Here is a 15,341-nt window from a genome sequence, read left to right as displayed (position 1 = left end):
CCTCCTCCCTTCTAGACGGTAGCATAGTCTAATGCTACAACCACGTTACCTGGCCGCAGCGCTGGCCGTTGTGCTGCTTATCTTGGCAGCGGGATGGTACGGCTGGAACCGCTTCGGGCATGCGGAAGCGGGGTCGGTCACATCGGCCGCTCCAGCCGATTTGTTCGAGATGGCGGACTTCGTCTTTGAGCAAATCGCCCTACTCGAAACGAAGGAGGACGTGGTGTGCTGGTCCAGCTTCTGCAAGCTCGACAACTTCATCGCCCAGAAGCCGCATACCCCGATGGCGGTGCTTGAGAAAATCCGCTCCATGCAGGAGCTCACCGACCGGCTCTGGGAAAAAACTTCCGTGGCGGCCAAGGGAACGCACATCACGTCGGAAGACCTCGCCCGCGTCAGCCGGCAGGGCCGCGGTAAGGTGCCGATTTACCAGGTTCGCGGGGGCAAGGAAATTTTCAAAGAACTGGGCTTCAACGATTTTACAGACTACCGAACGACATCGGAGCACTGGCGAATCCTCCTCTCCGTCATTCAGGACGCGGTGTGCGGTATAGGCCTCTACGAGGAGCGACCCGTGCTCCTCAAGCCCCTGACTCCGGAAGCCACCATCGAGCTCTCGCGCATCGTCTCTTCTCTCTCGCTCGAGCTGTTGAGGGAGACCACCAATGTTTCCAACGAGGACAGGCGCGTGCACTCGCATGCCCCGCACGTCCGGGAAGCGTTTGAGAGAATCGCGGAAATGCATGCCTTGGACGCCCTCCCCTCCCCCGTGAGCGGGCGGGGGGAAAGCGCTTCCTCCGAAGCGGCGAAGAAACAACTCGGAGAGCGGGAGCGCGAATTTCTTAACACGTTGACGCGGAAGCTGATTCGCCGAAAGATAGAATCCCTCAAACGATACAACGCCGGCGCGGTAGAGGAGAACGTCGAGCAGTTCATCAACGAGCTCTCCGGCATTCCTGTGGACAAGGAGGGCGTTCAATACCTGATTGAACAGCTCAGGGAATTCTACATGGCCCTGGCTTCGGACTGTCCCGGGGTGGTGATCGACGAAGCCGAGGATCGCGAGCGGATTCAGGGGGTGCTTCCCTACCGCCTGCTGTTCAACGGCGACGTGGTTTTGAGGTTCGGCCGTCCCCACCGCTCGGGCGAAGGCGCGGCGGAAAGCGACATCGTCACCGTTACTCTCATCGAGCGCGACATGGACGCCCTGCGCGACAACGCCCTTCATTGGCAGATTATGGAAGACGTCTGGCTTGCGGGAAAGGGAAAACCCCTGACGCCGTTCGCGGCCGAGTTCATCTCCGAGGCCGTGTCCATCCTGGCCACGTATTACCTGGTGGGAGCGGAGGAACTGGCCAAGGCCGCAGGAAAAACCGTCATCACGGCCCAGGATTTCGCCGAGCTTTCCAACATGGCAAAGTTTGTTCTGCCTCCGGAAGTCCCCGACTCGGCCTGGAGCGAAACGCATAAGCGGGAAAAAGAAGCCTTGCTCAAGACGTATCCGCTTCCTTTCTTCGCGGACGTCACGCAGGATTCGGGAATTGATTTTCTTCATGAATCCAACGAAAAAACTGTGAGCCAGAAATTGAGCGGCGAGGGCAAGCCCAAGTACGCCGGCGGCGGCCTCGCCGTGGGCGACGTGGACGGCGACGGCTGGATGGACGTTTACCTCATAAGCGGCCGGGACAACAAGCTCTACAAAGGCCTCGGGAACGGGAAATTCCGAGACGTTACCGAGGAGGCAGGTGTCGCCGACTTGTCCGAGGGCCGTTCGGCCCTGTTTGCCGACGTGGACAACGACGGGGATTTGGACCTTTTTCTGGCGAACGCCTTCGGGGTGTCGCGGCTCTGGGAGAACGACGGGGAGGGGCATTTCACCGACGTCACGGCGGCGGCTGGGGTCGAGGCGGCTCCCCCGGTACCGGGGATGTCGTTCTTTTTCGATTACGACAAGGACGGCGACCTGGACCTGTTCGTGTCCGGTTACGGGCCGTGGGACAAGGGCATCAGTCCTACGCTCGGGGGCAGGAACGGATACCCGAACAAGCTTTTCGAGAACAAGGGGGGCCTGAAGTTCGCCGACGTCACGGAGAGGGCCGGACTGGGGGACCCGGGCTGGGTTCAGGCGGCGGCGGCGTTCGATTTCGATCGGGACGGCGACGAGGATATTTACATCTCGAACGATTTCGCTGCGAACAGCATGTTCGAGAACTTGGGGGACGGGACGTTTCGAGACGTCACTTCGGAGGCCCTCCCCCGCATACGCGGCCACAGCATGAACGTGAGTTTCGTGGACGTGAACGCGGACGGGTTCTGGGACGTTTTCGTCTCGAACATCGATATGTATTCCAGAAGAATCCGGCACAGGTTTCCGAGGGACGAAACCGTGAACGACATCTCGGACACCGTTCTTTACGGGTTTCGATTCATGGAAGACTGTGCCTTGTACGTGAACAAGGGAGGAAAGCTCCTCGAAGACAAGCTCGACCAGTGGTTCGAGCCCGGAGAGTACGGCTGGTCCTGGCATGCCGCGTTCTTCGATTACGAGAACGACGGCGACCCCGATATGTATCTGGCGAACGGCTGGCTGAGCGACCTGCATATCGACAACAACAGACTTTTTCTGAACCACAACGGGTACTTCTATCTCGTGGACGTCGATTCACCCGGACTCTTCCTGGGATCGAGCCGTACCTTCGCGCGCTTTGACATGGACCACGACGGCGACCTCGACCTGGTCGTTAACAACTTCCACGACAAGGCGGTGGTCCTGAGGAACGAGCAGAAGGGCGGCAACCGCTGGCTGAAGCTCCGGCTCCGGGGCGAGACGGACAACCGGAACGGCGTGGGGGCGGAGGTAGTCGTGAAGGCCGGGGATTTGGTGATGCGTAAGCACGTCACGTGCGGGTTGGGGTTTTTGTCGCAGGAGCCGGAAATTCTGCACTTCGGCCTCGGGCAAAACGACGGAGCCGACGAGATCCGGGTGACGTGGCCCAACGGCACGAGCCAGGTGGTAAAGAACGCGGCATCCAACACCCTTGTGACCATCGCCCAGGAAACGTAGCGAAAGCAGCCCGGTTCCTGCCCTACCCTCCCAAACCAGCTGTCGCCAGACGTGAGTCAGGGCGCGCAGAACTGCGCTCCCTGGAACAAGGGATATCGGCAACAATAAAGTAGGGCGCAACCCGCGTGGGGTGCGCCCTACAATCCAGTACGAGGCCCAGCCTCTGCGCCTACGCCGTCTTGGCGACTTCGAGTAAGGCCTTCTCCAAGGCGTCCGCCGCCTGAGCGGCCTGCGCCTCGGTGATGACGAGCGGCGGCTGAAGGCGCACGACGTTTCCGGTCGTGCCGCCCACGCCGACCAGGACGCCGGCCTCGCGGCACAGCTTCTGGGTCGCCTTGGCTTCCTTTGGCGCCGGGGTTTTTTTCGCGTCCTTGATGAGCTCGATGCCGATCATCAGCCCCTTGCCGCGGACGTCGCCCACGAGCTTGCACTTCTGCTTGAAGGCTTTCAGGCGCTCCATGAGCTGCGCGCCGCGCGCCGCGGCGTTCTCCGGAAGCTTTTCGTCCTTCATGACTCCGAGGTTGGCCATGGCCGCCGCGCAGCTGATGGGATTTCCGCCGAAGGTCGAGAGGTGGTCGCCTGGCGTGAAGGCGTCGGCGATGTCCTCGCGCGCGATGAACGCGCCCAGCGGGAAGCCGTCCGCGATGCCCTTCGCCATGCACATGATGTCCGGCTCGACGCCGTAGTGCTCGATGGCGAAAAGCTTTCCGGTGCGGCCGAACCCGCTCTGCACCTCGTCGGCGATGAACAGGCCCCCGTCGTCGCGGATGATGCCCGCCGCGATCTGGAAGTATTCCTTCGGCGGCACGATGATGCCGCCCTCGCCCATCACCGGCTCGGCGAGGAACGCGGCCACGTCACCCGCGGTGTGGGTTTGGATAATGTCCTTCACGGCATGGGCGCATGCCACGTCGCAGCCCGGATACTCAAGCTTGAACGGGCAGCGGTAGCAGTGGGGCGCCGGGGCGAAGGCGACTCCCGAGAGATAGGGCCCCGAGCCTTTCTTGCGTCCGCGGTTTCCCGTCACGGAAAGCGTGCCGACGGTGCGGCCGTGGAAGCTGTGGGTGAGGGCCACGATCTCTTTGCGCTTGGTGTGCTGCTTCGCCAGGCGCATGGCGCCCTCGATGGCCTCGGCGCCGCTGTTTCCGAGGAAACTCTTCTTGAGCGCGCCCGGCGTCGCAGCGGCCAGCTTCTCGCACAGCTCGGCCGCCCGCGGGTTGTAGTAGACGTAGGTGCAGCAGTGGACGAGCTCATCGAGCTGCTTGCGCGCCGCCTCCAGGACCTTGGGGTGGCCGTGCCCTGCGTTCACGACCGCGATGCCGCTGAAGCAGTCCAGGTACTCGCGGCCGTCGTCGCCGGTGAAGGTGCATCCCTTCGCGCGGGCCACCACGACGGGTTCGAATCCCGCGACCATGCTGGTGATCATGTACGAGTCGTACAGTTCTTTTGTTTTCATCGTTGTTGTCTCCAGCCGTGTAACGTCTTTCGCTTCGAGCTAGGTTCGGGAGATCGTCCCTTCCCAGGTTCCAACCTTTTCGCCCTTCAGGTCTTTTTCCGTGAACCAGTAGCTCGTTACGGCCTTGGTTTCTGTGTAGAAGGCGACTCCGTCTCGGCCCATGACGTGCAGGTCGCCGAAGAAGCTGTTTTTGTGCCCGCAGAAGGGGAAGACCGAGATGGGCACGGGGATCCCAACGTTTATGCCCACCATGCCGGAGTGGGTCCGTTTTGCGAACTCGCGGGCGTAGTGTCCGCTCTGCGTGAAGATGGCACCGCCGTTGGCGAACTCGCTGGCGTTGGCCACCTGCAGGCCATGCTCGAAATCCTTGATGCGCTTCACGTACAGCACCGGCCCGAATACCTCTTCGTCGCCGCACGTCATCTTGGGGGTGACATGGTCGAAGACGGTCGGGCCCAAGAAGTATCCGCCCTCGCAGCCCGGCGGCACCTTCGGGTTCCGGCCGTCGAGCACCAGCTTGGCGCCCTCTTCGACGCTCTTTTCGATCCAGCCGGTGACGAAATCCAGGTGCTCCTGCGTGACCAGCGGCCCCAGTTGTGTATCCTTCTCCCACGCGGGACCGATTTTTAGTTTCTTGGCCAGACTGACGATGGCGGCCACAATCTCGTCGGCAATGGCCTCCTCCACGGCGATCACCGGCAGGGCCATGCAGCGCTGGCCCGCGCAGCCGAAGGCCGAGTTGATGATCCGCTGGGCGGTGGCCATGATGGGGGCGTCCTTGAGGATAAGGGCGTGGTTCTTCGCCTCGACCAGCGCCTGGACGCGTTTGCCTGTTTCCGCGGCCTTCTGGTATACGTGCAGGCCGATCTTTTTCGAGCCCACTAAGGTGATGCCCTTGACCGCCGGGTGCTCCAGCAGCAGCTCGGCCTCGTTGCGTGAGCAGGTCACGAGGTTGAAAACACCGGGTGGGAGCCCGGCATCCGCGAGCATTTCCGTCATGCGCATGGACGTCTGGGGCACCAGGCTTGGGGCCTTGAGCACGTAGGTGTTGCCCGTGGTGAGGGCCAGCGGCGTCATCCAGCCCATGGGGATCATCGCCGGAAAGTTAAAGGGGGCGATGCCTACGAACACCCCGAGCGGCTCGCGGTAGCTGACCGTGTCGAACCCCCTGGAGACGTTCATCAGGCTGTCGCCCTGCATCGTGACCGGAAGCGCGCAGGCCAGCTCGACGACCTCGACGGCCTTGATCACGTCACCGCGGGCTTCGGCGTAGTTCTTGCTCATCTCCGTCGCCAGAAGCGTGGCCAGCTCGTGGATGTGATCGTCGACTATGCTCTTGAATTTGAACATAACCTGGGTGCGTAGGGCCAGCGGGGTGTCGCTCCATTCCGGAAAGGCCGCCTCCGCGGCCTCCACGGCCTCGCGGACCTCATCGGCGGTGCACTTCGGCGTCTCGGCCATGACCTCACCGGTGCTCGAGTTGGTGATGGGCATGTACTTCCCGCTCTTCGTCTCGCGCCACTCGCCGTTCACGAAGAACTTGAGTTTTTTCGGATTATTTTTAGACTTCTCCCCCGCCGCCCCTTTGCTCTTTTTTGGGCTCATTTCTGTAGCTCCTTTATTTTGGGGTCATCACCACACTTGTTACCATCCACAATAGCGTAATAACACTGGTCAGTCAAGCAAGTCTATAGTGCTGAAGGATATGCCTGCGATTTCTGCAGACCTTATGGCCGGAACAGGGCTCTTCCCACGGTAAATATTGCGCCCTTGTTTTTTTCCGGGCTCACATGCATAATGGCATTTTATCTAAAAAAGCCAACAAGTGTCAACCATGGGTCAAAGCGGAATATGAGGGCCGAATCTCGTCTGCGCGCGCCCGTCTTTAGGGAAGAAGAGGCGTAAGAAATTGTCTGAAGCGCATTTTTGGCTGCTGCCTACGCTATCCGCGTTTTTTCTCTACGGGTTTGGCCAGGGGTACGCGAAGATGTACATCGCGGATATGAAGCCTCCCCGCTTCTGCCTGTACTTCATCGGGGTAAAGGCCGTCCTCACACTGGCGTATTTTCTGTGGGCTTTTTACACGAGCGCCGAAGGCAAGCCTTCGCCCTTCGCTCCCGAAGTACACCAGTTCTTGTTTTGCGGGCTGCTGGCCGGCACACTGGATGCCGCGGGCTGGGTTCTTTACTTCGAGTCCCTCCTCGGAGGCCCCGTCAGCATCGTCGGCACGGTTTCCGCGGCCTACGCGGTCGTGACCGCCCTGGAGGCCCGCATTTTTTTGGACGAATACCTCTCTCCCATTCAATACCTGGGGGTCATGTTGGTGATCGGCGGGTGCATCGGCATCGCGTACGAGCCCTCCGGGCGGAACCGGGAAAAATCCGCCTCCTCCGAGAAGGCCAGGCGCCGGATTTTGGGGATGCCCCTGTGGTTCATCCAGGCCGTTTTGGCCGATTTCTGCTGGGGGAGCGGGGCGACGCTGCAGGATTACTTTTACATGCTGCCCCGCGCGGACGAGGTCACGACCGAAAGCAATCTCATGTTGTATATGATGCTCAGCAGCGTGCTCGTATTGGGCGGGTACGGCTGGATTCGGGACGAGCAGAAGGGCTGCCCGGCCGGGGAGGTGAAGCACGCCACGCCGCCCGCGGCGATGTTCGTTATCGGGGACCTGGCGGCCATAGTGGCCTACGGCATGGGCACGGCCACGCTCGTGACGACCTTGTCGGGCGCCTACCCGGCTGTGACGCTCCTGTTCGCCTACCTGCACCCGGCCCTGAGGGAGAGGCCGACGGGCTTGCAGTGGTTCTGCATCGTGCTGATTTTCATAGGCATGCTTATCGCCCCGTAGCGGCGAAGCGGCAGCCTGCGGGCCATTCCCCCCCCCTCCCCTACCCCTTTTTTTCGGATTTTTTTACCCAAAACTTGACTTGACATGAGAAGGCACTTCTGCTAGAGTATTGGTCTTTAGCACGTGGGAGGCCGACCCCCGGAGCGGGTACGGCCTGCAAAGCTTCTGTATAGCAACAAAAACAGAAAAAGGAGACAGTAAGCATGAAGAAATATGACATGCTGATCAACGGCAAGCTTGTGCAAGCCAAGAGCGGCAAGACCAAAGAAATCCTCGACACGGGCAACGGGGAATCCCTTGGTCATGTCCCTGAGGCCGGCGTCGAGGACATGGAGGAAGCCATCAAGGCCGCCCGCAAGGCCTTCGACAAAGGACCCTGGCGGAAAACAGGCGCTATGCAGCGCACCAAGCTCTTGCTCCAAGTCGCCGAGGCCATACGCAAGAACCTCAAGAGGCTGTCAGAGCTTGAGGTTTGCAACAACGGCAAGCCCTATCCGGAAGCGGAGGCGGACATAAGCGACGCCGCCGACTGTTTCGAGTTCTACGCGGGGTTTACCACGAAAATTCACGGCGAGACCATGGACGTGCCCGACCCGATGCACTGGAGCATGGTGGTGCGCGAGCCCTACGGGGTGTGCGGACAGATTGTCCCGTGGAACTATCCGATGCTGATGGCGACGTGGAAACTGGCTCCTTCCCTCGCCGCGGGCAATACCCTCATTATGAAACCGTCGTCGTTCACGCCGATTACGGTTCTCGAACTTGCCAAAATCATGTCGGAGATCGATTTTCCACCCGGCGTGATCAACGTCGTGACAGGCCCCGGAGGGAAAATAGGCAACTTACTCGCCGGCCATCCCGACGTAGACAAAGTCGCCATCACGGGGGGAACGGATACCGGGCGCAAGGTCATGGCCGCGGCGGCCGAAACGACGAAGAAGTGCACGCTGGAGCTCGGCGGAAAGAACCCCAACATCATCCTGGAAGACGCGGACTTCGACGCGGCCGTGGAAGGTGCGTTGTTCGGCGCCTTCTTCAACCAGGGTGAGGTCTGCTCGGCGGGTTCCAAGCTGCTGGTCCATAAATCCATCCACAAGAAACTGGTCCAGGCCATGAAGGACAAAATCGGCACCATCAAGGTCGGCCACGGCTTGAAGCCCGGCGTCAAAATGGGCCCCCTCGTATCCCCCGAACAGCTCAAGATTATCGAAGATTACGTCGAAATCGGCAAAAAGGAAGGCGCGACGCTCGTGTGCGGCGGCAAGAGGCCGGCGGGCAAGGAGTTCGAGAAAGGGAACTTCTTCGAGCCGACCATTTTCGACAACGTCACGGCCAACATGCGCATCAACCGGGAGGAAATGTTCGGGCCGGTCGTGGGTGTCACCCCGTTCAGCACCGACGAGGAAGCCATCGCGATGGCCAACGACACGGAGTACGGGCTTGCGGCTGGCATTTGGTCGAAGAACTTCCCCCGGGCTATAAAAATGATGCGCGAGTTGCGGGTGGGCATCATCTGGATCAACCACTTCGGCCCGACGTTCAACGAGATGCCGTGGGGCGGCTACAAGCAGAGCGGCATCGGCCGCGAGCTCGGGCTGTACGGCATCGACGAGTACCTGCAGGTCAAGCAGGTCAACCTCAACCTCGACGAAAACCGCATAGGCTGGTACTACTAAGCCGAAACCGGGTGAAAGCCGATGGTCGAATCCCGCCTGCAGCGGACCAAGCTAGGACCGCCCAGAGCATATAGGAGGTAGAAGAACGGGCTGTTAGACCGTTAGCTATATGAGACGATCAGCATCCGCGCCCTTCGAGACGCACAGCATCCCCGGGGAACGGGGGAAGCACGCGTCACGAAGGGCGCGGTGTTCTTCGAGGGCACGGTTTATTAACTCCTTCGGAGGCGTCCCCGTATGATCAAGCTCAAAACGGAGCTGCCGGGTCCCCGCAGCAAGGCGCTTGATGCGGAGCGTAAGAAGTACGTCCCCCGCGGCGTGGCCAGTTACACGCACATTTACGTGGTGAAGGCCCACGGAGCGGAGCTCGAGGACGTGGACGGAAACCGGCTCCTAGACTTCGCCGCGGGCATCGCCGTCACTAACGTGGGGCACGCCCCCGAGCGGATCGTCCGCGCCGTCCAGGAGCAGGCGTCCCGCTTCCTGCACGCGAGCATCAACGTCACGCCCTACGAGGGATACGTGCGTCTCTCCGAGCGCCTGAACCGCGTGACGCCGGACCCCTTCCCCAAGAAGACACTGCTCGTGAACTCGGGCGCGGAGGCCGTCGAGAACGCGATCAAAATCGCCCGCGCCGCCACCGGCAGGACCGCCGTCGTCTGCTTCGAGCACGCCTATCACGGGCGTCCCCACATGGCCATGACCCTTACGTCCCATGCCTTGCCTTACAAGGTCGGCTTCGGCCCGTACTGCCCGGACGTCTACCGCGCGCCTTTCCCCTACCTCTATCGCTGGCCGGGGACGGGCGAGAAAGGTGGGGAGGAGGACTTCGTGGCGGAGGAATGCTTCCGTCAATTCGAGGACATGGTGGCCATCGATATCGACGCGAGCCAGGTGGCGGCCGTCATCATCGAGCCGGTGCAGGGCGAAGGCGGGTTCCTTCCCGCCCCCGTGAAATTTCTGAAGAAACTTCAGGCCTTCTGCCGCGAGAACGGCATCGTCTTCATCGCCGACGAGGTGCAGACGGGCTTCGGGCGGACGGGAACCCTTCTCGCCTGCGAGCGGCTGGGCGCCGAGCCGGACATCGTGACCATGGGCAAGGGACTCGGCGCCGGGATGCCGATCTCTGCGGTGACGGGGCGCGCCGACATCATGGATGCGGTCGGGGTGGGAGGCATCGGCGGCACGTACGCCGGCAACCCCCTGTCGTGCGCGTCGGCCCTTGAGGTTCTGGACATGTTCGAGGACGGCTCCCTGCTCAAGTGTGCGCGGGCAATGGAAGAGCCCCTGCGAAAACGGCTTCTGTCCTTTAAAGACAAATACGAGTTCATCGGCAACGTGCAGGGCATCGGCACCATGCAGGCGATGGAGATCGTGAAAAGCCGCGCGACCAAGGAGCCCGACTGGGAAGCGGCCTGGAAAATCCTCACCCATTGTTATAAACGCGGCCTGGTGATCCTGTCAGCGGGGACGTATGACAGCATCGTGCGCATGCTCATGCCCTTGACGATAGAGCCGGAGCAGGTAGAGGAGGGCCTCGATGTCTTGGAAACCGCACTGCAAGCCCTGAAAACGTAGCGAGCGGAGCACTTACCCATGGGCGTGATTAAGCTTAAAACGGAATTGCCGGGGCCCCGAAGCCGGGCCCTGATGGAGGAGAACAATAAGCAAGTTGCGCGCGGCGTGTTTCATTTCACGCCCATCTTTATGGCGAAAGCCCACGGGGTGATGATCGAGGACGTGGACGGAAACCAGCTCCTGGACTTCGCCTCCGGCATCGCCGTCCTCAACGTGGGCCACACCCCCGAGCGGGTCGTCCGCGCCGTCCAGGAGCAGGCGGCCCGGTTCCTGCACCCGTGCTTCATGGTCACGCCCTACGAAGGATACGTAAGAGTTGCCGAGCGGTTGGGCGCCCTGACACCGGGCTCCTTCCCCAAGCAGACGATGCTCGCGAACTCGGGTGCGGAGGCCGTCGAAAACGCCGTGAAAGTTGCCCGAACCGCGACGGGCCGCCCCGCGATCATCTGCTTCGAGCATGCCTTCCACGGGCGCACCTACATGGCCATGACCCTGACGGCCAAGGTCAAGCCATACAAGCATGGCTTCGCCCCGTTCTGCCCTGAAGTCTACCGCGCGCCCTACCCTTACGTCTACCGCTGGCCGCAAACGGGTGAGGACGGAGGAGACCCGGACCTCGTGGCGGAGGAATGCTTCCGCCAGTTCGAGGACATGGTGAACAACGATATCTCCCCGGACCAAGTGGCGGGCGTCATCATCGAGCCGGTGGCGGGCGAGGGCGGGTTCATCCCCGCTCCCGCGAAATTTCTCCAGAAACTTCAGGCTTTCTGCCGCGAGCACGGCATCGTCTTTATCGTAGACGAGATCCAGACCGGGTTCGGGCGGACGGGAACCTTCTTCGCGTGCGAGCAGCTGGGCGTGGAGCCGGATATCATAACTTCGGCCAAGGGGCTCGGCGGCGGGATGCCTCTATCCGCGGTGACCGGACGGACGGAGCTCATGGACACGGTGGAGCCGGCCGCCCTCGGCGGCACGTACGGCGGCAATCCCCTGGCGTGCGCTTCGGCCCTCGAGGTTCTGAACATGTTCGAGGACGGCTCCCTGCTCAAGCGCTCGAAGGAGCTGGGAAAAATCCTGCAGAAGCGGCTCCGCGCCTGGAAGAAAAGCTTTCCTGGAATCGGGGACGTGCGGGGCATGGGCCCGATGCAGGCGGTGGAGTTCGTGAAGAGCCGCGCGGGCAAGGAGCCGGACCGCGAAGCGGCCGGCCGACTCGTCCGCCACGGCTACGAGCACGGCGTGGTGGTTCTTCCGGCGGGAACGTACGGAAACGTTATTCGCTTTTTGATTCCGCTCGTGATGGAGCCCGAGCAGCTCGAGGAGGGGCTTAACGTTCTGGAGGACGGGCTGCGGCAAGCTTAGTCGGCGTAGGGGCAGGCGCGGCCGCTGCCGGCTCGCCGCCTTCCTGCTCAATGGTCAGGAGCGTATTGGTCGCGACGTCACTTACCGCCCGGCGCGTCCCGTTCGGCCACTCCACCAGAATCTCGTCGACGCTGTCGTTTTGCCCGAGGCCGAAGTGGAGAATTTCCGGCTCCTGGGACAGGTAGCCGAGGCCGCACGTCACATGTTTCCGCATGACCAGCTCGCCCGCCCGAACCGTAATCTTGGCGCCGACGCCGTTTCGGTTGTCCGCCCCGCCCCGGAGGCGAAGCTTCAGCCAGCGGTTCCGGCTCTTCTGCTCGTTTCGAAACACCTTGGCCTTGTCTTCAAAATTGTTTACGATCAAGTCGAGGTCCCCGTCGTCGTCCATGTCGAAGTACACGAAGCTTCGGCTATCTCCGGGAAAGGACTCGGGCGAGCCCGTGTCCATGTGATAATAGTATCCATTATGGTTTAGAAAGAACTGGTTCCTTTCCGGGCCCCCCATTCCCCTCTTCCAGCCGTTCGCCAGGTACATGTCGTCATCCCCGTCGTTCTCGTAGTCGAAAAACCCTGCCTGCCAGGACCAGCCGCGGGTTCCGGGCTCGAACCATAGATCGGCTTCTTCCACGAAGAGCTTCCCCTTCTTGTTCACGTACAGGCGGTTGCTTTCCAGGTACCGGATCCCGTAAAGAATGGCGTCCGTGATGCTCCCGCTCGTCTGGTCGCGCGGAAACCGGTATCGGATGTCTCTCGAAAACATGCTGATGTTCGTGACGTACACGTCCCAAAAGCCGTCCCCGTTCACGTCGACGAAGCTTACGTTCATCCCATGGCCCCGGTCGTAGGAGAGCGTCCTCTTGGAAATGTCGCGAAACGTTCCATCCCCGAGATTCTCGAAGAGCTCATTCGCCCCGAAATCGTTGGCCACGTAGATGTCCTCGTCTCCGTCCTGGTCAAAATCGAACGCCGCCGCAGCCTGGCCCCAGCCCGTGTCTCCGAGGCCGGCTTTCTCCGTGATGTCCGCGAAGCGGGCGCCTCCCAGATTCTCGAAAAGCTTGTTCGGGTAGCCGTTTCGACCGCTGAGGGTCGGGCTGATGGCTTTGTCCCATGGGCCGTAACCGCTCACGAACATGTCCAGATCGCCGTCCTTGTCGAAGTCGAAGAAGAAGGCCATCCCGGGCACCGGCGGTGCCGTAATGGCCGACCTCGCCGTGATGTCGGTGAAATGCCCCGCACCGTCGTTTTCGAGCAACCGGGACACCCCGAAGGCGTTGGCGATAAAAAGGTCCAGGTCGGCGTCGCCGTCGACGTCGGCGAACAAGGCGTATATGCCTTGGGACGAGTCCCCCGCGCCGGCTTCTTCCGTAACGTCCCGGAACGTGCCGTCCCCGAGGTTCTTGTAGAGCTTGTTATCATTTCCGCTGACCAGATAAACGTCAAGCCGCCCGTCGCCGTCCACGTCGCCTACGGCGGTGCCGCCGACTTTAAACTTGGGCATGCCTACCCTCGATAAGCTCATGTCCAGGGTTTTGGCGTTCAATTCGTGAAGGAAATCAATTCCGGAAGCCTGCGTCACGTCCTTGAACAAGGGACCGCGATGGGCCTTGAGCAAGGCCGCCTTTTCCAACGCCCGTCTCTCGTCCCATAAGGTTCCACGAACTTCCGGCGGCAGGATGCGGTCTTTCCAGTCCGAAAGCCGCGAAAACTCTTTGTCGGTGATGGCCGTCTTGTTCTCGGCCTCGGCCAGTTTCTCAGCCTCCACGAGATAGTACGTCGCGAGAACGGACACGGCCTCGGAGATGAACTCGGCCGCAAACGGCGTCAGGGGCTTCCCTTTTCCCGCAAGCCATACGTCCTGCATGATTTTCCAGTGGATCGCGTTGTCCCGCATCGAGTCCATATCGCGCTCGATCAGGGTCACGGTGGTGATGTCACTTGGAGTCACTTTTTTGCTCTTGCCTCTTCCCTCTTCGCGCCGAGCTTCCAAAAACTCTCGATGCGTGCCGCGCTTCGGGCCGAACGTGAGAACAACGTCGCCGTTCAGGAGCAGACTATGGGGCAGCGCCCGGTTGAGCTTTTCGTAGGCTTCGATCTCGTGAAGCATGGTGCTGGCCGAGGCGGAATTAAGGGAGATGAAAAAATCTTCAAGCTCTCGGAGCAGGTACCGAATGGCCTCCGAGGTTACGGGAATGCTCGAGAGGCTGTTGATGAATTGCTCCAGGTCTTCCTCGACCGCGCCCTTGTTGTGTTTTTTGAGTGACTGGATTTTCTGGTGAATCATCTTCGTCGTCAACTCGTGAAGGAATTCCTTTTCCCTCTCTCCCAAGGGCGCCTCGGAGGGAGCGCTTTCCGTCGGCGCACTCTCGAGACTCGGCGAGCGCCAGTCCTCCAGCTTGCTGGGATAAACCCAATTCTTTTCGGTTGTCGGCACACCCTCCGGGGTCGGCGGGGCCTCCAGCCCATACCGTTTCTCGATGCTCTTGGTGGCCTCGTGGACGCACCAGCCGTCCACGAGGAGGATTTTTTCCTCGAAGGCGATTCGAGCGGCCTCCTTCAACATCTCAAGCGATAGGGACGAGACGACGGCCGAGAGCTCCAAGGCGGCTTCGCGGGTGAGGGGCTTCAAAAGGACGGGCCGGTCCCTGTAGAGGCCGAGACCGCACGCCGCGTCTTGAATCACCGAAAGGAGAATCCGCCAGCGCTCGCTCGTCGTGCGGTAGTCGGAAAAATCCTTGGAGCCGATTTCCCGAGACGTCTCCGCCGCCCCCGGGCCCATGGACACGGGGCTGTCCTCGAAATCGAACTCGGCGGTGAAGGCGAGATCTTCGGGGGTGACGTGGCGTCCTTCGGCCGCCAGCGAGGCTTTTTCCCAGATCCGGTCTGCAAGGATCTGTATATAATGGATTTTGGCGAGCACCGCTTTCGGGGAGTGCGGTTTGCGGGCGATGAAGTTGTCCAGCTTACAGAAGCTGGACCAGCACACAACGTCCTCCTCGGTTTCGAGATGGCCGATCTGCTCGATCACGAAGTCCGCCATCTCGAACAAATCGGCCTGCAGCGTGTCATCCGGGACCGCGGTGTCCACCGTTTTCGCCGAACTCGCTTGCCCGCTCAGGCCTTGGGGTATGAGCAAGAAGAAAAGCGCAACGGCGATCCCGAGGCAGGATGATTTGTTCATCGTTGTTTTTCCAATTTTCACCCGTAAAAGTCGCTTGTATCGTAGCAAGGAAATCTGCGCGTGTCAACGGCGGGAACGTCTCCCGCCCCGGCAAAAAGCGCTCTTTTGAGTACTCGGAGTTTCTCTCTTTTCCCCCGTCTCCCGCGTCGTTTCGCCTGGGCCCTCGTTTTCAGGCCCTT

The 15,341-nt window shown here is 61.1% G+C and carries 8 protein-coding genes; 5 read left to right on the top strand and 3 right to left on the bottom strand.

Annotated features, from left to right (window positions below; translation table 11 throughout):
* Positions 1-31: 31 nt before the first annotated feature.
* Positions 32-3,064 carry a CRTAC1 family protein gene (locus JSV08_07775; protein ID UCF80400.1) on the top strand — a complete coding sequence of 1,011 codons (3,033 nt, stop codon included), beginning with the start codon at positions 32-34 and terminating at the stop codon, positions 3,062-3,064.
* Between the two features lie 169 nt (positions 3,065-3,233).
* On the opposite strand, the gene JSV08_07770 is transcribed toward JSV08_07775, so the two are convergent.
* The gene (locus tag JSV08_07770; GenBank protein UCF80399.1) at positions 3,234-4,520 is read right to left on the bottom strand and encodes an aspartate aminotransferase family protein; all 1,287 of its coding nucleotides are present in this window, start codon (positions 4,518-4,520) and stop codon (positions 3,234-3,236) included.
* Between the two features lie 39 nt (positions 4,521-4,559).
* Positions 4,560-6,125 carry a CoA-acylating methylmalonate-semialdehyde dehydrogenase gene (locus JSV08_07765; protein UCF80398.1) on the bottom strand — a complete coding sequence of 522 codons (1,566 nt, stop codon included), beginning with the start codon at positions 6,123-6,125 and terminating at the stop codon, positions 4,560-4,562.
* Positions 6,126-6,429: 304 nt separating this feature from the next.
* Here JSV08_07765 and JSV08_07760 point away from each other — a divergent pair, with 304 nt between their 5' ends.
* The 4 genes from JSV08_07760 (at position 6,430) to gabT (JSV08_07745) (ending at position 11,984) form a co-directional block, all read left to right on the top strand.
* Positions 6,430-7,371 (top strand): DMT family transporter, encoded by a 942-nt coding sequence (locus JSV08_07760; GenBank protein UCF80397.1) that lies wholly within the window; start codon positions 6,430-6,432, stop codon positions 7,369-7,371.
* 203 nt (positions 7,372-7,574) lie between these two features.
* Positions 7,575-9,047 (top strand): aldehyde dehydrogenase family protein, encoded by a 1,473-nt coding sequence (locus JSV08_07755; GenBank protein ID UCF80396.1) that lies wholly within the window; start codon positions 7,575-7,577, stop codon positions 9,045-9,047.
* Between the two features lie 237 nt (positions 9,048-9,284).
* Positions 9,285-10,625, top strand: coding sequence for a 4-aminobutyrate--2-oxoglutarate transaminase (gene gabT, locus JSV08_07750; protein ID UCF80395.1), 1,341 nt, complete (start codon positions 9,285-9,287; stop codon positions 10,623-10,625).
* 18 nt (positions 10,626-10,643) lie between these two features.
* Positions 10,644-11,984, top strand: coding sequence for a 4-aminobutyrate--2-oxoglutarate transaminase (gene gabT, locus JSV08_07745; protein ID UCF80394.1), 1,341 nt, complete (start codon positions 10,644-10,646; stop codon positions 11,982-11,984).
* On the opposite strand, the gene JSV08_07740 is transcribed toward gabT (JSV08_07745), so the two are convergent.
* On the bottom strand, positions 11,950-15,162 hold the full coding sequence (locus JSV08_07740; protein UCF80393.1) for a CRTAC1 family protein: 3,213 nt from the start codon (positions 15,160-15,162) through the stop codon (positions 11,950-11,952). The genes gabT (JSV08_07745) and JSV08_07740 overlap by 35 nt on opposite strands.
* Positions 15,163-15,341 lie beyond the last annotated feature (179 nt).

It is taken from the genome of Acidobacteriota bacterium (assembly GCA_020349885.1).
In the GTDB taxonomy this organism is placed as follows: domain Bacteria; phylum Acidobacteriota.
The sequence above is the reverse complement of the archived record's forward strand: the minus strand, read 5'-3'. Positions and strand labels throughout refer to the sequence as shown.